Here is an 18,301-nt window from a genome sequence, read left to right as displayed (position 1 = left end):
GCCCCTCAGGCGATATATGCTTGCATCTTCAGGCTGGATGATCCCTTCAGCACACATTTATTACGTCTGGCACCCTCCGCTTCCCGCCAGCGCACACTGAATCTGCTCACACTCCGGACGTTCCCGCCAGCACACACGCCTTCTCAGAACGTTCCTTCCCGCTAGCGCACATCACTAAATTCACGAGTTCCCTCCAGCACACATCCAGAACGGGTCGTTCCTAGCAGTGAGTGTGAAATGTCGCATGAAAGTCATGCCTTGCCCTGCACGATTGGTTTACTCCGGGCGTCGGACCCATGAAGTTTAGCAGTGGGGCACCTCTCCTAAATCAGATGGCCGGAAAATGAGCCTGTTCACGCAATTACGTCTGAATACATGGCATTATCCTGAGAGCATGCAGTTAACCCCGTGACGACCGGGGTGCATCCGTGGCGGCAAATTCTGGCCTAATCAGCGTCGCGCTGCCCGGGAAACGGAACCGATCGGCTGAGAAGCAAGCTTCCGGCGATCCTGACTCTGGAAGAAATCATGCCTGTCATCACGAGCCTGATGCTCCGAAACTTTAAAAAATTTGATTCTCTTACGCTTAACTTTGAGCCGGGCAGAAACGTGCTTATCGGTGACAACGAATCCGGTAAAAGCAGCATTCTGCTCGCGCTGGATCTGGTTCTCAGCGACAGCAGGCATCGGGTAGAGGCGCTGGGTGTGGAATCCCTGCTGTCACAGAACGCTGTGGCCGTTTTTCAGGCGGGCGAGCGGCGAGCCGATCTACTGCCGGAACTCATTGCAGACGTCTTTCTCAGCCCTGGCGGTAATCCTGATCTTAACGGGCGCCAGAACCTCTCCGAAAGGGATGCTGACGGTCTCAGAATGCACATCGCCCCCATGCTGAACGAATACGGTCAGGATATCCGCCAGGTGCTGGATCAAGATCCGCTGAATTTTCCCTATGAATATTACGCCGTAAAGTTCAGTACGTTTTCGGGCGCGCATTATGCCGGCTTCCGAAGATATATGCGTCATATGTTGCTCGACAGCGCGCGCATAGACAGCGATCACGCGGCGAACGAGTATACGCGTGCTGTCTACGGCGTCAGCGTCCCACTGGCCGATCGCTACCGGCTGGAGAGCACCTGGCGGCAGCAGAAAAACCATTTTAGGGAGCAACACCTGTCCGGGGTCAATAGCGCACTGGACGCCTACCAGTTCAGCGTCAGGTCAGGCGTAAAAGCGGGGCTGGAAGCGAACCTGGACATTACGGAGGAAGGTATATCCATCCGCAACCGCGGTAAGGGCAGGCAGTGCCTGATTAAGACTGAATTTGCGCTGCGCCGGCGGGAGGAGCAGGGTGAACTGCATGCGCTGCTGCTTGAGGAGCCGGAGAATCATCTCAGCCACGTGAGCATGAAAAAGCTCGTGAGCAAGCTGGCCATGGAGCGCCAGACTCAGCTGTTCGTGGCTACGCACAGCAGCCACATTTCCTCACGTCTGAACCTGCGTTCCGCCATTCTGCTCGGTAAAAACCGGCCCGTTATGCTGCGGGATCTGTCTGAAGAAACCGCCAACTTTTTCATGAAAGCGCCGGATAACAATATTTTGGAGTTCGCTCTGTCACGAAAGGTAATTCTGGTGGAAGGCGATGCTGAGTTCATCCTTATTGAGGCCTTTTACAGGAGGCTCACCGGCAGAGCGCCCGAGGATGACAACGTCCACGTTATTGCGATCGGCGGCACAAGCTTCCGGCGCTATCTTGAGATAGCGCAGCTGCTGGGTAACCGTGTGGCGGCGCTGCGCGATAATGACGGAAACTATCAGCAGAACTGCATCGATCGGTATGCCGGAGTATTGTGTGCGGACACGCGGATATTTGCAGAAGAAGATAACGCCCGGTCTACGTTTGAAATCAGTCTCTACCGGGACAACAGCGCGCTGTGTGAGACATCGTTTGGAGCCTCAAGGCGTGCGCTGACCGTGCAGGAATATATGCTGGCGAGTAAGGCCGAAGCGGCCTTCAAGCTGCTGCAGGAGCATGGTGATACTCTCTCGGTACCCGTATATATTCGTGAGGCAATAGAATGGATAAGCGCGTAATCTTTGCCGTTGCCGGCTCCGGAAAAACCACGCTGCTTACAGAGCGCCTCACCGAGCGCAGCCGGACTCTGATCCTGACGCACACCGTTAATAATGAGCGGCACCTGAGAACAAAAGTTATCAGCAGGTTTGGTTTCCTTCCTGACGGGATCCGCATCATGACGTGGTTTGAGTTCCTGCACGGCTTCTGCACCCGGCCCCTGCTGCAGCTACAGCTGGGTACACGCGGGCTGAGCTTTGAGCAGCCAAGGCTGAAACTCCCACGTTCACATCGTTTACATTTTCAGGACAAGGCAGGGCGTATATATCATAACCGACTCTCGCTGCTGCTAATGTATCGCCAAATGATGCCGGCGATCCGGGCCCGTATCGAACGTTACTTTGATGAGTTACTGATTGATGAAGTCCAGGACTTCGCCGGACACGACTTCAATTTTTTACTGGAGTTGTGTGCGGCAAAAGTGTCAGTACTGCTGGCGGGCGACTTTTATCAGCATACGTTTGACACAAGCCGGGACGGCAATACCAACGGTACGCTACATGAGGATATCAATCGTTATGAAGCGCGTTTTCGCGCGGCGGGCCTTATGCCTGACAGGGAAAGGCTCAGCAAGACGTGGCGCTGTTCACAGACTGTCTGCACATTTATATCCTCGTACCTGAATATCGGCATTGAAGCACACAGCCTGCATGCGACCCTGATTGAAACTGTAAGCGATCGTGGCCGGGCAGCAGCCCTGCATCAGGATAACGGAGTTATCAAACTCTTCTACAGGGAACATCATCGCTACGGCTGTTATTCAATGAACTGGGGAGCCAGCAAAGGATTGGATCATTTTCAGGACGTCTGCATTGTGCTCGGGTCATCGCACTGGACCCTTTTTACCAGTCAGACACTTAGTACGTTACCGGCGGCGTCCCGTAACAAACTTTATGTGGCATGCTCCCGGGCGCGCGGTAACATCACATTTGTTCCGGAAACCCTGATGCGTCCCTTCCGGACCTGAGACCGCCGCAGAGCCGCGCTTTAAGATTCAGCGCGGCAGCAGCAGCCTGCCGGCCTCATCCGCATCCATGGAGAACCGCACCCCAAGCTGGCGCGTGACGTCCAGCGCGAACACCCGCGTATACCACTCGGTGGACTTCGCATCCTTGTGGCCCATCAGGGTCTGGATCACCTTCTGCGGGACCTGGTGCTGCACCAGGTGCATCGCAAACGAGTCCCGGAACGTCTTCGGTGTCACCGGCCGGATGGAAAACGTCACGCGCGGCCGCCGCCACGGCCTGACTTATCCAGCTGCGCGCCGTGTCCTCACTTTTAATATCCTACCGACGGGCGCCGGCCGGCTGCTGCGCGGTCGCAAACCACTCCCTCAGTCGCTGCGCAAATCCCGGATCAGTGAGCGGCACCGCGCGCGGCGGGTTCTCGCGTATCTCCGCCTCGGTTTCCCGCTCCGCCTGCTGCTCTTCCTTCGTCGGGCGGCCGCGCCGGCGGCTGCGGCTGCGTGCGGCCTCCTCAAGCTTTCGCTGCTTGAGCGTGCGCAGCACCACGAACGGCGAGGAAAGCGGGGCGCCGGTCAGCGGATCGTCCAGCACAAAGTCTTCCTTCGTCAGCGGCAGAATTTCGTTCAGGCGCCCGCCGGTGTTCCACAGGGTATCGATGAACAGCCGCTTTTTCAGATCAGGCACCTTCGACAGCAGCACGGCCACCTCAGGGGCGAGCAGGTAACGGGGCATGTCGGTGCCATAGGCGGCGGCCAGATTTCGCAGGGCCACCGCACTTTCGTAGTCAAAGTAGCGCGCGGCACCCGAAATGGTCAGATTGTGACCAGTGACGTCGCTGCGTGAATTCTGCATCAGTTCGCGGGGCAAAGTACCCAAACTTTCAATCTTCGTTGTCTGGCGGTATGGAACGTATTTTCCCCTGTCTGTCCAGCGAAAACCACGGGAATAAAGCGATCCGGACGGGATCCGGTCAGGATCGGATTTCCGGCTTTTATCCCGTATACGGAGAATAACCTGGGCTGCCGTAAATAAAAAGGCGCGAACCGCGGCGCCTTAAGGGCGCAGTAAATAGTGTAAGTTACTGGTAGGAAATAAGATTATGAAAAAGCGGCGCCGGCCGGATCAGACCAGGCTCTCTTGCACTTATACCTGGTAACATATTGAAACGATTAAAGTATGAAATACAGCAGTTGATCTCGGTTGATTTGGATTAACATTATCTGACTTCATATAAAGAGAACACGGTAAAGTTCTTTGTTCGACATGGTCACCAACATCAGCAGAGATCTCCCAGAAAAATAAGAGTATGAAATTTAGGTCCTACTGAGGTAAATATTTAGCAAGGGAAAATAACTAAATTCTCAAAGCGAAAATAGATTCAATTGAATTTCCTGATGCTTTTGAATTTTTTCTTCTCAGGAAATTTAATATAAAAAAACTTATACTTTTAAAGTAATCTTAAACTAACATAATTTTTATCCTTTCTAATAATACAGCATTTAGCGACCTCCCATCAATAAGAATATCTGGTGCGATTATCTTTCCTGCAAGGACGTCGGTTAATCTTATATGGATTAAATAAACGTAACCTTCAACATTTTTTCTAACCAATTCAATTAGAGCATCTGGTGTAAGAAATTTGGCAGTTATGATTATTCCAACAAAGATCCCTTCTCGATCCATGTCTAGTAGAAAACCGCCCAATTGTTCTCTTGAAAAATCACTATTTCTTACTTTTACATTTAATGCTGCCTTTTTTTGATAGGGAACTCCTTGAATTATATGTATCACATCTAATATTCCATCAATTCCCCCGTCAGCCCCCCCCCTTCTGGCTGGAAGACCTGTAACCTGCTCAAGTCGACTCGCTCCAAGAAGATCGCGTATGGTTTGTTCCATTGTGTCACGTTTGTATTTGGGACTTGTATCAAGTAAACGCTCAACCAACTTTTCTTCTAATAGCCCCATCACATTTCTCCTTTTTTAAAAAAATCCAATATAATAGAATGGGATTTTTCTAAACTAAATTTAATAAATTCATTTGTATTTTTGCATGGTGGAAGTGAACTCGCTACCAAAGCAATTTGCCATTGTGGAACAGAAAAACTTAATGCATTTTTTTCATCATTCTTAGTCTCAAAGTTGCTATGGTTTTGTATCATTCCAAGAACAGAAGAAACTTTGTCATATTTAAGTTGATCAATGTAACCCTGTTCTGATTTAGAAAGATAACCAGATAAAAAAAATATAGATTGTTTAATTAAAAAAACTCTTGATTTAGTTGAGAATATCTTTTCAAAATTATCCCAAGAATTTTCATTAATTGAATTTTGGTTAAAACAAATTTTTATGTTTCTAAGAGATGCTTCGGTGGCTTTCAACGCAGAGCTACGTTCGATTTTTGTTTTTTTGAATGTCATAAAACTACTCCTACACTTCTTAATAATTCGGTTAATGCTTCCCGATAAGCATGATCGTCCAGTAAAATTATAGAGCTTAGACCTTGAGAATTTCCATGTGGCAAAATGATGTTGCTCAATAAACTTATGATGCTTTTTTTCTCCAATTCATCAGATAGCTTTTCATAACCATCATTTATATTACCTCCATGAGCCATATTTGTAACGATTGATAATTTTAAATCACTTGGTGTAAGAACTGCAGTAAGAGTTATCGCTCTAATTTCTCTAGGTATTCTTTCTAACCCGACCTTATCATATGGATCAACAGGAGATATTACTCTCCATCCAGTCCGCGTACCTAATAATAAGTCTTCAGCTACGGTAAAACTATCATCTGTATCTAATACTGCGAAATCAAAACTATTTGAACCGCGAAAAGTCGTCGGGATACTTTGCCCTTCAATTTGTAAAATACGATTATTTCCTGGTTGGCTAAATTCTGGACAGGCTTCTAATGCTTGGCTCATTAAAAGCCCTCCTGCAAGATCAACCGCTAAAACGCGAAAGTCATTACGAGCCAAGAGGAGTGCAATGTTTGTGGCAGTAGTTGTTTTCCCAACGCCACCTTTAGGAGTGTTTAACACAAATTTAATCATTATTATCATATCCCGAATCAATTTAATTTCATATAATATTAAATAATCTGCTAATTGTCACTAATTTTTAATTAATATATTCAATGAATGAGGTAGTAAAAAAATTTTAACTATCAAAATAAATAATTTAACAGATGGAGTTCTTAATCTATCACTTAACAAGAATTAATGAAAATAAAATCCATAATGCCTTTATTTTCGCGCATATGATGTTTTTTTATTTAAATGGATGATCTTGAATAGAGATAAATTTATAATTTCAATAATTTTTATGATCTATCCTAATTGAAAATTAATTTTTAATGACGTCATCATTTTTCAACAGCATGAAATTTTGACATGTCGTTTTACGCTAGAGTAGTCCTAAGAAATAAATATAATTGACCTTATAATGACACTAATGGCATCGCAATTCCCTTCCAGAGCAGACATCTCCTTAAATACTGGCCTTATATAATTATACTTATATAAGGCCAGACAGGGCTTCTGAAACCCTGTATGATGAGGATCAACGCTGGATCCTGAACTTTACTGCCATTTATATGAAACGGCGGCGTTCTGGATGGCGGGCGGCTGAACGACATCTTCTCGAAGATGGTCGAAAATCAGGCATCGCTACGTAAAATCTGACGGGCATTGCCCCTGCTTCTTTCTCAGAATTCACGTAGCGCTGCCTTTCAGTTAACCGTTGTAAATGGAGCAAATATGAACAATATCTCCGGTTTTACAGGTGTGACTCTTAGCGGCAGCACCGGTGATGATCTCACTGCGAAACTGGCCGCGTTCGTCCGCAATCGGGAGGCCTTTTCGGCCAATACGTGGCGTCAGCTGCTGAGCGTGATGCGGATCTGCTGGCGCTGGTCGCAGGAGAATCGCCGGTCCTTTCTGCCAATGACACCGGATGATATGCAGGACTACCTGTTTCACCTGCAGGCCATCGGGCGTTCGACCTCCACCATTTCGGTGCACGCGGCGCTGATATCAATGTTACACCGTAACGCCGGGCTGGTGCCACCAACGGTTGCGACTGAAGTCGTGCGCGCCAGGAAGAAGATAAACCGCACCGCGGTCATGTCAGGAGAGCGCACAGGGCAGGCGGCGCCATTCTGCCGGCCGGACCTTAACCGGCTGGATACAGTATGGAGTCATTCCCCTCGCCTGCAGCAGCTGCGCGACTTGGCGTTTATGCATGTTGCTTACAGTACCCTTCTGCGCATGAGCGAACTTTCCCGTCTGCGCATCAGGGATATCTCCCGTGCAGCAGACGGGCGTATCATTCTGGACGTTGGCTGGACCAAAACCATCCTGCAGTCAGGAGGCATCGTTAAGGCCCTCAGTGCGAAATCATCCGGCAGGCTGAGCGAATGGATCACCGCTGCGGGTCTCGCCGGCGAACCTGACGCTGTTATCTTCTGTCCTGTTCATCGATCTAACCGTATTGTCAGCGTGTCGGAAGCCCCCATGAGCGCACCCTGCCTGGAAGATATTTATCGTCGTGCCCGTCAGGCTGCGGGTGAGACGAAGGCTTTTGAAACCAATAAAGGTCGCTATGCAAGCTGGAGTGGCCACAGCGCCCGCGTCGGCGCCGCACAGGATATGGCCAGAAAAGGAATATCCATTGCACAGATCATGCAGGAAGGTACCTGGACGCAGACCCAGACTGTCATGCGCTACATCCGAATGGTTGAAGCTCACCGCGGAGCAATGGTCACCCTGATGGAAAACGCTGATGATTAGCCCATAAAGCGATTCTGCTTCGGATGTTCAGTCTTTGTTTACACTGCATGAGATACTGCCTGGGCTGCTGACAGAATTACAGTTCTGCGTTGCGGGCTTCAGCTGACGATATGACTGACCAGCAGTACCTGAATACACAAACGCCAGACACGATTTCTTCATGATGAACAGGCCGACAAATCAATCTGCTGAATAGACAGTGCACCTGCAAAAAAATCTGCAACTCGGTACGTTAGAAATAGATGAGATACCCCAGGGGTTGGCTCCTCTCATTTCCTCCTATCCTGTCTGCTGCCACCCGGGCCCCGGAGGAAGATCCCACTGCATCTGTTCGATACTTTTCAGATTCCGCGATAAACAGCTCAGCTTTGCCGGGTTCAGGGCCAGAATAGATGCCACAAGTTAGTGTAAAAGCTGACCCAACGAAAGTCCGTCAGCGACGGGAAATGGGACAGGGTCTGACCTGTCTCATTTGATCAGGTTAATATCCAGCTCAGGTAAGAGGGTGACACTTTCCTGCTAAGAGGGATCGGTTCTGGCAATTACGAGCGTGGCGGTAGAGTCACTGGTGTTAAAAGGTAAATGTGGTAAACCTGCTGGGATGTACAGGAAACTGCCCTCTGGGACCTCGAGTTCGTTTTCAAGCCGTTCCCCGAATCTTATTCTGGTCGTTCCCTGCAATGCATAGATCGCGGTTTCATGATTTTCATGAAGGTGAGCCTTGCCCTGAGTTGAAGGGGGTATCGTAGCGAGTTGCATATGAAGATGTGAGGAACCGGTAGTTTCTCTGGAAACCCCCACGTAATATTTCAGACCTTGCTTACCTTCAAAGCCTGGCTGAGGTGAAACAAGACGGCATGACAGACTATTATTCAAAACGGGCCTCTTCTGAGACAAAGATAAAAGACAGTTCACGCTGGGGGATAGCGTCAGGTTAAGCCACTATGATTAAATTCTGAAGCTGTAAAAATGCATTATGTTTGTGCATAAACCATTAAGTATAAAAACATTAGGTGTTTAAGCAATAAACGTTTTCCTGCCGCTGAATTGAATATCAAAGTGGCACATTCAGAAGCCAGGCCGCAGAAGGTCCTGCAGGCAAATTAAGCTCAATTACATGGCAAATGTAATGGGAAAAGTACTGATTTTTTTACTTTATACTTAACCAATAATTTTTTTATGTCATTCGTGTAAATGTAAAAGTTAATTAGTTTTATGACATTTGTAAATGCGAAATCTTTGTAGCTATGGCTTCGAGATGCGCACCGGATTCAATCAAAATTGTTTAGGCAACGTTCAGTATTGTTTGTTATTAATGAAGTGCTTAACACTGCTCCTCAGGCGCAACGGGAAAGTCATCCTCGCTGCTCCATGACCTTCAAATCTTTGATAATTTTTTTTATTTTCAGTGTAACATTTTAGAATTCAAGGAATGCTTTCCTTCGAATGTATCTCACCACTTATCCGCTGACTTGGTTAGTCTCCTGATTAACGGATTATAAATTCAATGAAACAGGATGCCTCTGAAAATATCAATATGACAGAGATCATATGTTACTGAAAATAATAGATAAATAGCTCTCTACTAAACTTATATAAACTTTCATGACTGCGGAAAGGGTTTCCCTGTAAATAATAAAAATTTGCGTAAGCAACACTGCACATAAAAAAAGTGTACATAAATTAGTTTTCATGTTAAAAGTCTCTGACCGATCAGTAGTAACCATTAGTTACTTGCTGTTCCTGTAAAGTCAATTCTTCGTTAAATACGTAATAAAAAATTCACAAATAAAGCAGTCTCTGAATTTATCTGTCTGGCGCAGGTTCTTTCAGGAAGCGTTAAATATCTCATTCGGCCTGTGCGGGAGGTGGAATGTGTAAAGAAACTGAAGTGGAGCAGCTTTTAAATAAAGTCCTGGAGAGTTTTCAGAGTGCACTGACGCATTTTGAAGGCATGATCTCACAACCTCAGAATACAGAAGTTTATGAGTGTAGTGCTCTCCGGCTCCAGCTGTTGCGGACTGACATTGAGAAAATTGCTGGTATTTTATCAATGCGGTTTACAGAGGAAATGCCGGTAACATGGCTTGTGCAGCTCTACAACACTCAGCTTACCCTGAGTAGCTGTATTAAGGGAATGAACGCTGTCGAGGCAGAGTATGCGTTTGATGAGGATGTAGAAATGTTAAGGAATGAAATCGTGTTACTTGAAAAATTGATCGCCACGCACGGCTGAAATTATCCTGATAAATTTATAAATAGTTATGTATTTATTGTTTATCCACTCTCGGGTTTATACGGGATTGATATTCAGATGGGGCAATGATGCTTAAGGAAATAATGAATGTGACACCAGTATGACAGCCTGCGTCATTTATAAAATTAAACGTGCAATTCAGATTCTTCACAGGGGATATCTTTAAATGATCTCAATGTCTTTAGAAAACATCAAAAAAGTATCGGTTTTCACGACTTTCCTTCTTTTTTCATCTTACAGTTTTTCTGATACAGGCTCGCACAACCAGCAGCTGGAAGGGCTTATAAGGGAGCCATTTTATCTCAATGTAACCCTCAGTGATGGTCAACCTGCAGTATTGGATGCGTTCGTGACCCGTCCCGCAGGTCAGGAGCATTTGCCCGTTGCATTAATCACACACGGCACAGTCGGAACGGCTGAGTTTGATCGCTGGACAATGAATCCGAATTATCTTTCATCAACGGCGATTGCTTTCGCAAGGCACGGTTATGCAGCAGTCGCTGTGCTACGGGAAGGGTATGGTTATTCCAGTGGTGCGGCGGAATACCGTGGGGACTCCTGTGAAGAGCCAAATCATGAAATCGCAGGCATGCGGGACAAGAAAGACATCCTGGCTGCGCTTGGCATAATCAAAGAATACCCGTGGGCATCGCCTGATGAGGCTATTTTAGTTGGAATGTCGGCGGGTGGATTCGCAGTAATCTCAGCGGGTTCTGTTAATCCTGGCGGTGTGAAGGCTGTGATCAACTTTGCCGGAGGACGGGGGGGTAAGGACGGAAAATCTGTGTGCGATGAGCCCGGATTGCTCAAAGCATTTTCAGATTATGGCAGGAGCGCTAAAATTCCCTCTCTTTGGCTCTATGCAAAGAATGACCATTTCTTCCCACCCAATTTCGCTAAAGCCTTTTTTTCAGCCTATTCAAAAAATAACAACCTGGCCAGGTTACACATCTTTCCACCTTTTTCCGATAACGGGCATGTCGTGATGGATTCAGCACCTGAAAAATTCTGGTGGCCTGAAGTGTCGCTTTTCCTCAAAGGTCGAGGGCTGCCTTATAAAGAAATACTGGATATTCCACAGGCTCAATTATCACAACCTGCCTACCTCAATAATAAAGAGGGAGTAAAAGGGTTTAAGGATTATCTTGCTGCGATGCAATATGAAAAGGCTTTTGCCGTCAGTGATGATGGCGCATGGGGCGTTTCTTACAAAAACAGGACGGCTGAGGATGCCGCTTATTATGCTCTCGAAAGCTGCAGAAAACACGATAAAGGCAAAGGGAAATGTGATGTTTACGCTATCAATAACGCCGTAGTTGTGAAAAATCCTCATTTGAGCTAAGTAATGTCATTATCTGCCGGGTCGTCAGCTTTAACTGGTTTGAAAATTTTAGCAATTTCTTCTTTGCTGCAGATTATTGCGCTATGTGGCATTTTATTATTTGCTGATGGCTCGCGCAGATAAAAATTTCGGATAAGCAGAGGGGGCGTATGGATAATAATCATCATCAGGCTGGCTATCCAATAGGTCTGTTAATTCATGCGGTAAACAGCCATAAAGATAAGATTTTAGAAGAGTATTTAATTGATAAAGATATCAGTCCTTCGCAGCTGAAAGTCCTTATGGGTATTTATAAAGGCCTCACCACACCCGCTGAGCTGATCAGACATATGGGGATTGATTCCGGCTCACTGAACCGTATGCTTGAAAGAATGGTGCGTCATAAGGTCGTGATCAGACTGCCCGATCCTGATGACAGAAGGTACGTTCGTCTTAGTCTGACCGATAAAGGCAATCAACTCTGCATCGATTTTGAAAGAGATGGCATGGTCAATTTACCAATGAAAATTACCGAAAGGCTGAATACAGAAGAAGTCAGAACCCTCACATCCCTGTTGATTAAGATGCTTCCGGAAGATGTTTTAAACCGTTATTTCCCCTATTGACAGAGTATGATTTCTTATTCTGTTGATATTTATCATATTCTTCAGGCATATTATGTTTTACGCTTGAAAATAAACACTGAGCTTTTACAGGCTTAGATAAAAGGCAGTGCAAGAGAGGTTCAGATGCAAGTAAAGTTAAAGAATAAAGATGGGACAATGCATGACGTTGACGTGTCATCATTGATCATCACGCTCGGCAACGGAGAGACCCTGGAAATAGCCGATGAAAAGACCAGTCGACCGGCCACGATACCTGAAGGCGTCGTAGTGTGGGGAGGGAAAATGCCTGCGGAAGGGGCGTCTTTAGATGAGCTTAAAACGTCCACGCGCGGTCTGGGAATGTATCCTCTGGCCTCCAACATGCTGCACATCTTTCCTTATGCTTTCAGCTAATAACCCTTTCGCAGTGCCATATTTGCTTTGAATGTCTTATCCATTAATGTCCGCTTCTGGCATAAAGCGGACTGGCTGGGTGCAAGGTCCGCTATGAGCGTTCACCGGAAATTGATGATTGCCGGTGTCAGAAAATGTCAGAGTAATAAGCTGTACGCCCGGTCTTTCCGGCTGCCATGACGGGAAGGGTTGGGCCACTTTGTCAGAACGTCAGCTGTACTTTTGCCGCGCAATTTTTATCTGAAGCCATCTCCAGTGCAGCGACGGCATCTTCCATACTGAATTCTGCTGAAAGGAGCGCTAGCGGATCTATTTTACCGGACTCCAGCCATCTTACCGCGGTCGTGAATTCATCAATGAAGCGGAACGAACCCCGAAGCTGGATCTCTTTCACCAGTAACGGGCCGATAGGGTAATTTACCTCAGCCGCTCCCATACCCACCTGAACGATAACACCGGCCGGGCGTGTGTAAGCCACTACAGAGGCGATAGCTGCAGGGGCGCCCGAAGCCTCAAAGCAGACATCAAATACTCCACCCTCTTTTTCCCAGGATGCACTGATTGTCTCATCACGCGGGTCATGTGCGGCTGAAGCGCCCATTTTTAATGCTAAATCGCGGCAGCGCTGACTGATATCAGTGGCAATTACCTCGGTTGCGCCCGAAGCCAGTGCAGCAGCAATGATTAAGCATCCAATGGGCCCGGCGCCGGTGACGAGAACGCGGCTGCCTGTTAGATTACCTGCCTGTTTCAGCGCGTGAATACATACAGCGAGCGGCTCAGCAAAGGCGATGATTTTAGCCTCGGCGTGTGCTGCATAAGGTATGCACTGTTGCGGACTTACCACCACGTGCTGGGCAAAGCCGCCGTTCACATGAGGGAAGAACTGCGCGCTGCCCATAAAGCGCATCGAACGACAAAGATTTTGTCTGCCGCTATGGCAAATCCCGCACTGCTGGCACGGCTGTGAAGGATTAATGGCAACACGCTGACCGATGCTAAGAGCGTTCCCGGCTGGCGCATGTTCGACGACGCCAACAAATTCATGACCTAATACCATCGGCGATTTAAGCACCGACATTCCGGCTTTACCATGCTGAAAGTAGTGAATGTCCGAACCGCAAATCCCGCCGCGCTCTACCCGTACCAGCACCTGTTCTTCATTCCAGCTGATGGTCTGAGTATCCACATATACATCACGCACACCCTGAACCATGATGGCTTTCACATTTTTTTTCTGCATAACTTATCCCTGCACATTTGATGGAGTATTGAAGGTGTTTTCTTCGTTACTGCTTTTTCCCTCGTCCGGTGGCGTGATCACCTCGATTTTGCCAACCAGGAACAGATAGGCGAGGAAACCCGTTAGCGCAACAGCGGCGATATACCACATCGCATACTGGAAATTCTGCGTGCGTTGCAGGATCACGCCAATGATAATCGGGCTGGCAATACCGGAAAGGTTGCCAAAGACATTCAGGAATCCCCCAATGGTGCCGATAAGGTGGCGAGGAATGACGTCGCTACACACCACCCATCCAAGGTTCGAAAAGGCGTTGGCAAAAAAGGCGACAGACAGGATGCCAATAGCGATCACCGGTTGGTCCTGAAAGTAATTTACCAGGGCTATCGAACAGGTCAGCAGCATGCCTGCCATTACAGGCAGTTTACGGGCGAAGGTTTTACTGCGGCCGCGTTTAAGCAGCATGTCACTCAGGGTGCCGCCACATAGCACGCCCGCCATTGCCATCAGATACGGGAACATTGCCCCGATCCCCGCTTTATCAATCGACAGATGTAAGCCTTTTTCAAGATAAACAATGAACCAGGTCAGAAAGAAATAGAGCGTTGAGGAGGCGGCAAACTGTGCGATAAACAAACCCCACGTAGTGCGCTGGCGCAGGATGTAGCGCACCGAGTGCCAGTTAATCCGGCTGAGGGTGTTTTGCGAGGCAGAGCCATAACCGCCGCCGTTACGGATGATGTCAAGTTCGGCCTGATTAACTGCGCGGCTGTGCTGCGGATCGCGATAGGCAATCAGCCAGTAAAAGCCAAAGATGATGCCCACCACACCGGAGAGATAGAAAGACATCTCCCAGCCCCATGTGCTGACGACAAAAGACAGGGCCGGGGTAAGCAGCGCCAGACCAATATACTGTGCGCTGGAATAGGTTGCGGTTGCCCGCGCACGCTCATGATCCGGGAACCAGGTAGCGATAATTTTAGTGTTGGAAGGGAAGGAGGGCGCTTCTGCCATGCCGACCAGCGCGCGACACACCAGTAACATCATAAAAGAGGCGCTTGCCGTGGTGAAAAGATTGTGTGACGCAAAGCCCATCAGCAGCGTGAATACGCTCCACAGAACAATGGCGCCACCGTAAAGCCAGCGCGAGCCAATCCGATCCAGCAGATAGCCGACCGGTATCTGACTCATGGCATAAAACCAGGTAAACATGGAAAACAGCAGACCCAGTTGCGTGGCTGACAGGGCGAATTCGCCCTGAATATGCGAGCCTGCGACGGACAGGTTCGCGCGATCCATATAGTTGATGGCGGTGACAATAAACAACATGGTCAGCACCGAGAAACGTGCTCTCGTGGGTTTCGTGATCATGAATTTACCTGCATCAGTAAACATTTGAGGGGCGCGCTAACGCGTCGGATTTACTGTTAAATGTTGTTCTCGTGGTCAGCAGCACGGCGACGACCAGCGATCCCCCCATGAACACATAGGATGCTGCCGGACTGCCTGTCAGACCGTTCAGGTAACCGACAATCCATGCCCCGACAAAGGAACCCAGTGCTCCGAAACAGACAACAAAAGACATCGCACCCGCAACCACATTACGTGGGATCATTTCAGGAATCGCGGCAAAGAAAGGACCGTAAGGGGTATACATTGCGCCACCGGCGATAACTAACAGCGTGTAGGAGATCCAGAAGTGCGAAGCGCCCAGCGTGAATGACGCTATAAAGCACACCGCACCAAGGCCGAGGAAAGTCACTACAATTGACTTACGCTGCTGGTATTTATCAGAGAACCAGGATGCGCCCAGCATCAGTGGTACGGCGAGCAGATAAGGTGCGGCCGATAACCAGCCGGTGGCGACAATACCCATGCCTGAGGCTGTTTTAAGAATGGACGGCAGCCACATAATGAAACCGTACATACCGATGTTCCAGAAGAAGTGAATAAATGCCAGGGCGATAACCTTGGGTGAACGGAACGCCTCACGGTAGTTTTTAACCGGCTTGATTGCCCGCTGTTCGGCAGCCAGTGCGTTTTCTACAGCGCGTTTCTCATCTTCACTGAGCCATTTGGCATCTTTTGGCCGATCGGCGTACACTGCCCACCAGATAAATGCCCACAGTATTGCCGGTACACCTTCAATGATGAACATGCCACGCCAGCCAAAAGCATTAACCAGATAGCCGGAGAGAATCGACATCCACAGTACGGTGATAGGGTTACCCAGAAATAAGAACGTATTGGCTTTCGAACGTTCTTCACGGGTAAACCAGTGGCTCAGGAATATCAGCATTGCCGGCATCACGACACTCTCAGCGACGCCAAGCAAAAAGCGGATAGCAGCCAGCAGCGCTACGTTGTGAACCATGCCGGTGGCGGCGGCAAGCACGCCCCACAGGATCAGACTCCAGAAAATCAGCCGTTTCGCAGAGTGCTTCTCAGCGTAAATTCCGCCTGGCACCTGAAAAAAGAAGTAGCCCAGAAAAAACAGCGCACCGAGCAGCGATGAAACTCCGGGTGTGATGTTGAGATCTTCAGCTAATCCAGCCGCCGCGCCGAAGCCGTAGTTGGCACGATCGAGATAAGCAAGACTGTAGGTGATGAACGCTATTGGGATCAGTCGCCCCCAGCGTCTGGTGGGTAATATCCCTGCAACGGTCTGATTCATGGTTCTGACCTCTTATGACTTTTCTAGTAAGGTACGTTGTGTCCACATTTCCGGGGCGTAATAAATCGCGCTACAGCGTGGCGAGCCAGCCACCATCCACATAAATCATCTGGCCATTAACGTAGTTGGAAGCAGATGACGCCAGATAGACGGCGGTGCCAATCAGTTCTTCGGGTTTGCCCCAGCGGCCGGATGGGTTGCTGTTACAGACCCACTGATTGAATTCCTGGTTTTCAACCAGCGCGGCGTTCATGTCGGTCAGGATATAACCGGGGCCGATACCGTTGGTCTGGATATTGTGAACAGCCCATTCCGCGGCCATGGATTTTGTCAGAAGCTTAACTCCGCCTTTTGCTGCTGTATAAGGCGCAACCGTCGCGCGCGCGGCCTCGCTGGTCAGGGAGCCTATATTGATAATTTTGCCGCCGCTGTTACGTTCAACCATGCGTTTTGCGGCTGCTCGTGCCACCAGAAAAGCGCTGGTCAGGTTGACATCCAGCACACGTTGCCAGTCGCTCAGCGCCAGTTCCAGCATCGGCTTACGGAACTGAATACCGGCATTGTTTATCACGATATCAACATGAATACCGGCTTCATCAAGCTGGCTGAAAACGCTCTCAATCTCCTCTTCATTAGCAACATTGAAGATAAAGCCGGAAGCGTTGTAGCCTTTGTTCCGCAACTCGCTAAGCGCGGTATCCATGTGTTGCTGACGCGTGCCATTCAGGATGACGCTGGCACCGGCTTCAGCGAGTCCGTGAGCATAGGCTAATCCCAGGCCACGAGTGGAGCCGGTAATCAGTGCGGTTTTGCCTGTAAGGCTAAAAAGGGAGTCCATTGTATTTCCTCATGTAACATGACTAACAAGTTGATTGCCTTTGTTGTACGTGAGGTCAGGGAAAGCAGCAATTATCCTGAAAGCAAAATGCAGTGTGCTTCACAAAATATTGCTTTAATACTGTGGGCGGATTTATGGTGTTTTTTATTTTATACATCTGATAAATAATCAAAAAAATTAAAATCGTGATGTTGATTTATATTGTTATGGAAAAATTTATCTTGTGCTGTTTTCCCATAAACGTTACAAAACCAGACATGTAGGACAAGCAGGTGTTTATTGTGACGCTGGAAAGTGTGCCAAAGCATAATATCGTGGATGTAATCTACGAACAGATGAAGAAAAATATTCAGGATGGCGTCTGGGAGCCGGGCTGCAAATTGCCCTCAGAGCCCGCGCTGACGGCTACTTTTCAGGTAAGTCGTGTGAGTGTAAGGAGTGCTGTACAGAAACTGAGGGACCTGGGCGTGGTTGTTACGCATCACGGCAAAGGCACTTACGTGACGCGGGATGTGGCCCGGTACGGCGCATTCAATGATAATCAGCCGATCCTGCATCTTTCTCAGGAAGAATTTGACCATATGCGGGTATTTCGCCAGACGGTTGAGTTCCGCTGCATAGAACTGGCTGTTCAAAATGCCACCGATGAAGACATCAAAGAGCTGGAAAAAGCGCTGAACCGTATGCTGGTGAATAAGGACGATTATAAAAAATATTCCCTGGCAGATTATGACTTCCACCTGGCAATTGTGAAGGCATCGCATAACTCCATTTTTATTCACGTGATGGAATCCCTGAAGGGTATATACGTCCACTATCTGGAAGAGCTCAACCGCGTGCTGGGGATTACGCTGGAAAGCGTTGAAGCCCACATTAAAGTCTTTATGGCGTTGAAGAACCGCGATGCCGGGCTGGCAACTGAAACCCTGAACAGTGCAATGACCCACAACGTGCATGCTATTGAAGACGTGCGCCATAACTGAACCTGACAAAAAGCCCGCCGGGCTTTTTTAAATAACTTAACATGTAGGACATCTTACAACTCATTGAGGATTATT

Annotated in this window: 16 protein-coding genes and 1 pseudogene; 8 read left to right on the top strand and 9 right to left on the bottom strand. The window is 48.2% G+C overall.

Annotation, left to right across the window (positions count from 1 at the left end):
- The first annotated feature begins 528 nt into the window (after positions 1-528).
- Positions 529-2,091 (top strand): ATP-dependent nuclease, encoded by a 1,563-nt coding sequence (locus ACNY69_RS21070; protein ID WP_418800230.1) that lies wholly within the window; start codon positions 529-531, stop codon positions 2,089-2,091.
- Entirely contained in the window at positions 2,076-3,098 is a 1,023-nt protein-coding gene (locus ACNY69_RS21065) for a DEAD/DEAH box helicase (protein ID WP_418800227.1), read from the top strand. The genes ACNY69_RS21070 and ACNY69_RS21065 overlap by 16 nt, the downstream gene beginning before the upstream one ends.
- 27 nt (positions 3,099-3,125) lie before the next feature.
- Here the strand turns inward: ACNY69_RS21065 and ACNY69_RS21060 are convergent.
- From ACNY69_RS21060 to ACNY69_RS21045, 4 genes and pseudogenes are all read right to left on the bottom strand, one after another.
- Positions 3,126-3,948 (bottom strand): annotated as a pseudogene (locus ACNY69_RS21060) (tyrosine-type recombinase/integrase).
- Positions 3,949-4,554: 606 nt separating this feature from the next.
- Complete coding sequence (locus tag ACNY69_RS21055) at positions 4,555-5,064, bottom strand: restriction endonuclease (protein WP_418800225.1); 510 nt, start codon at positions 5,062-5,064, stop codon at positions 4,555-4,557.
- Positions 5,064-5,516 (bottom strand): hypothetical protein, encoded by a 453-nt coding sequence (locus ACNY69_RS21050; RefSeq protein WP_375718151.1) that lies wholly within the window; start codon positions 5,514-5,516, stop codon positions 5,064-5,066. The genes ACNY69_RS21055 and ACNY69_RS21050 overlap by 1 nt, the downstream gene beginning before the upstream one ends.
- Entirely contained in the window at positions 5,513-6,154 is a 642-nt protein-coding gene (locus ACNY69_RS21045) for a nucleotide-binding protein (RefSeq protein ID WP_375718152.1), read from the bottom strand. Before ACNY69_RS21045 ends, ACNY69_RS21050 begins: the two co-directional genes overlap by 4 nt.
- A 705-nt stretch (positions 6,155-6,859) precedes the next feature.
- On the opposite strand from ACNY69_RS21045, the gene ACNY69_RS21040 reads away from it, so the two are divergent.
- On the top strand, positions 6,860-7,891 hold the full coding sequence (locus ACNY69_RS21040) for a tyrosine-type recombinase/integrase (protein WP_418800221.1): 1,032 nt from the start codon (positions 6,860-6,862) through the stop codon (positions 7,889-7,891).
- Positions 7,892-8,410: 519 nt separating this feature from the next.
- Here ACNY69_RS21040 and ACNY69_RS21035 read toward each other — a convergent pair.
- Positions 8,411-8,806: a cupin domain-containing protein gene (locus ACNY69_RS21035; protein WP_418800218.1), complete on the bottom strand. Its 396-nt coding sequence runs from the start codon at positions 8,804-8,806 to the stop codon at positions 8,411-8,413.
- Positions 8,807-9,764: 958 nt separating this feature from the next.
- Here ACNY69_RS21035 and ACNY69_RS21030 point away from each other — a divergent pair.
- From ACNY69_RS21030 to ACNY69_RS21015, 4 genes are all read left to right on the top strand, one after another.
- Positions 9,765-10,127 carry a hypothetical protein gene (locus tag ACNY69_RS21030; protein WP_418800215.1) on the top strand — a complete coding sequence of 121 codons (363 nt, stop codon included), beginning with the start codon at positions 9,765-9,767 and terminating at the stop codon, positions 10,125-10,127.
- Positions 10,128-10,323: 196 nt separating this feature from the next.
- Positions 10,324-11,490: a dienelactone hydrolase family protein gene (locus tag ACNY69_RS21025; protein ID WP_418800212.1), complete on the top strand. Its 1,167-nt coding sequence runs from the start codon at positions 10,324-10,326 to the stop codon at positions 11,488-11,490.
- Between the two features lie 149 nt (positions 11,491-11,639).
- On the top strand, positions 11,640-12,095 hold the full coding sequence (locus ACNY69_RS21020) for a MarR family transcriptional regulator (RefSeq protein ID WP_418800209.1): 456 nt from the start codon (positions 11,640-11,642) through the stop codon (positions 12,093-12,095).
- Between the two features lie 123 nt (positions 12,096-12,218).
- Positions 12,219-12,488, top strand: a complete 270-nt coding sequence (locus ACNY69_RS21015; protein ID WP_346555806.1) for a hypothetical protein — start codon at positions 12,219-12,221, stop codon at positions 12,486-12,488.
- A gap of 202 nt (positions 12,489-12,690) precedes the next feature.
- Here the strand turns inward: ACNY69_RS21015 and idnD are convergent, their stop codons facing one another.
- The 4 genes from idnD to ACNY69_RS20995 form a co-directional block, all read right to left on the bottom strand.
- Positions 12,691-13,731, bottom strand: a complete 1,041-nt coding sequence (gene idnD, locus ACNY69_RS21010) for an L-idonate 5-dehydrogenase (RefSeq protein WP_418800206.1) — start codon at positions 13,729-13,731, stop codon at positions 12,691-12,693.
- A gap of 3 nt (positions 13,732-13,734) precedes the next feature.
- A complete protein-coding gene (locus ACNY69_RS21005) occupies positions 13,735-15,102 on the bottom strand; it encodes an MFS transporter (RefSeq protein WP_418800203.1) in 1,368 nt (455 codons plus the stop codon).
- 13 nt (positions 15,103-15,115) lie between these two features.
- Positions 15,116-16,405 carry an MFS transporter gene (locus tag ACNY69_RS21000; RefSeq protein ID WP_418800200.1) on the bottom strand — a complete coding sequence of 430 codons (1,290 nt, stop codon included), beginning with the start codon at positions 16,403-16,405 and terminating at the stop codon, positions 15,116-15,118.
- A gap of 70 nt (positions 16,406-16,475) precedes the next feature.
- A complete protein-coding gene (locus ACNY69_RS20995; RefSeq protein ID WP_418800197.1) occupies positions 16,476-17,243 on the bottom strand; it encodes an SDR family oxidoreductase in 768 nt (255 codons plus the stop codon).
- Positions 17,244-17,524: 281 nt separating this feature from the next.
- On the opposite strand from ACNY69_RS20995, the gene ACNY69_RS20990 reads away from it, so the two are divergent.
- Positions 17,525-18,226 (top strand): FadR/GntR family transcriptional regulator, encoded by a 702-nt coding sequence (locus tag ACNY69_RS20990; RefSeq protein WP_418800194.1) that lies wholly within the window; start codon positions 17,525-17,527, stop codon positions 18,224-18,226.
- The last annotated feature ends 75 nt before the right edge of the window (positions 18,227-18,301 follow it).

This window comes from Pantoea graminicola (assembly GCF_048452665.1).
Classification (GTDB): domain Bacteria; phylum Pseudomonadota; class Gammaproteobacteria; order Enterobacterales; family Enterobacteriaceae; genus Pantoea.
This window is presented reverse-complemented; position numbering and strand designations above follow the sequence as displayed.

Coding starts and splice junctions, on each gene's coding strand:
- ACNY69_RS21020 (WP_418800209.1), top strand. CDS start 11,640: ATGGATAATAATCATCATCAGGCTGGCTATCCAATAGGTCTGTTAATT.
- ACNY69_RS21015 (WP_346555806.1), top strand. CDS start 12,219: ATGCAAGTAAAGTTAAAGAATAAAGATGGGACAATGCATGACGTTGAC.
- ACNY69_RS21055 (WP_418800225.1), bottom strand. CDS start 5,064: ATGGGGCTATTAGAAGAAAAGTTGGTTGAGCGTTTACTTGATACAAGT.
- ACNY69_RS21040 (WP_418800221.1), top strand. CDS start 6,860: ATGAACAATATCTCCGGTTTTACAGGTGTGACTCTTAGCGGCAGCACC.
- ACNY69_RS21045 (WP_375718152.1), bottom strand. CDS start 6,154: ATGATTAAATTTGTGTTAAACACTCCTAAAGGTGGCGTTGGGAAAACA.
- ACNY69_RS21000 (WP_418800200.1), bottom strand. CDS start 16,405: ATGAATCAGACCGTTGCAGGGATATTACCCACCAGACGCTGGGGGCGA.
- ACNY69_RS21050 (WP_375718151.1), bottom strand. CDS start 5,516: ATGACATTCAAAAAAACAAAAATCGAACGTAGCTCTGCGTTGAAAGCC.
- idnD (WP_418800206.1), bottom strand. CDS start 13,731: ATGCAGAAAAAAAATGTGAAAGCCATCATGGTTCAGGGTGTGCGTGAT.
- ACNY69_RS21065 (WP_418800227.1), top strand. CDS start 2,076: ATGGATAAGCGCGTAATCTTTGCCGTTGCCGGCTCCGGAAAAACCACG.
- ACNY69_RS20995 (WP_418800197.1), bottom strand. CDS start 17,243: ATGGACTCCCTTTTTAGCCTTACAGGCAAAACCGCACTGATTACCGGC.
- ACNY69_RS21070 (WP_418800230.1), top strand. CDS start 529: ATGCCTGTCATCACGAGCCTGATGCTCCGAAACTTTAAAAAATTTGAT.
- ACNY69_RS21005 (WP_418800203.1), bottom strand. CDS start 15,102: ATGATCACGAAACCCACGAGAGCACGTTTCTCGGTGCTGACCATGTTG.
- ACNY69_RS21025 (WP_418800212.1), top strand. CDS start 10,324: ATGTCTTTAGAAAACATCAAAAAAGTATCGGTTTTCACGACTTTCCTT.
- ACNY69_RS21030 (WP_418800215.1), top strand. CDS start 9,765: ATGTGTAAAGAAACTGAAGTGGAGCAGCTTTTAAATAAAGTCCTGGAG.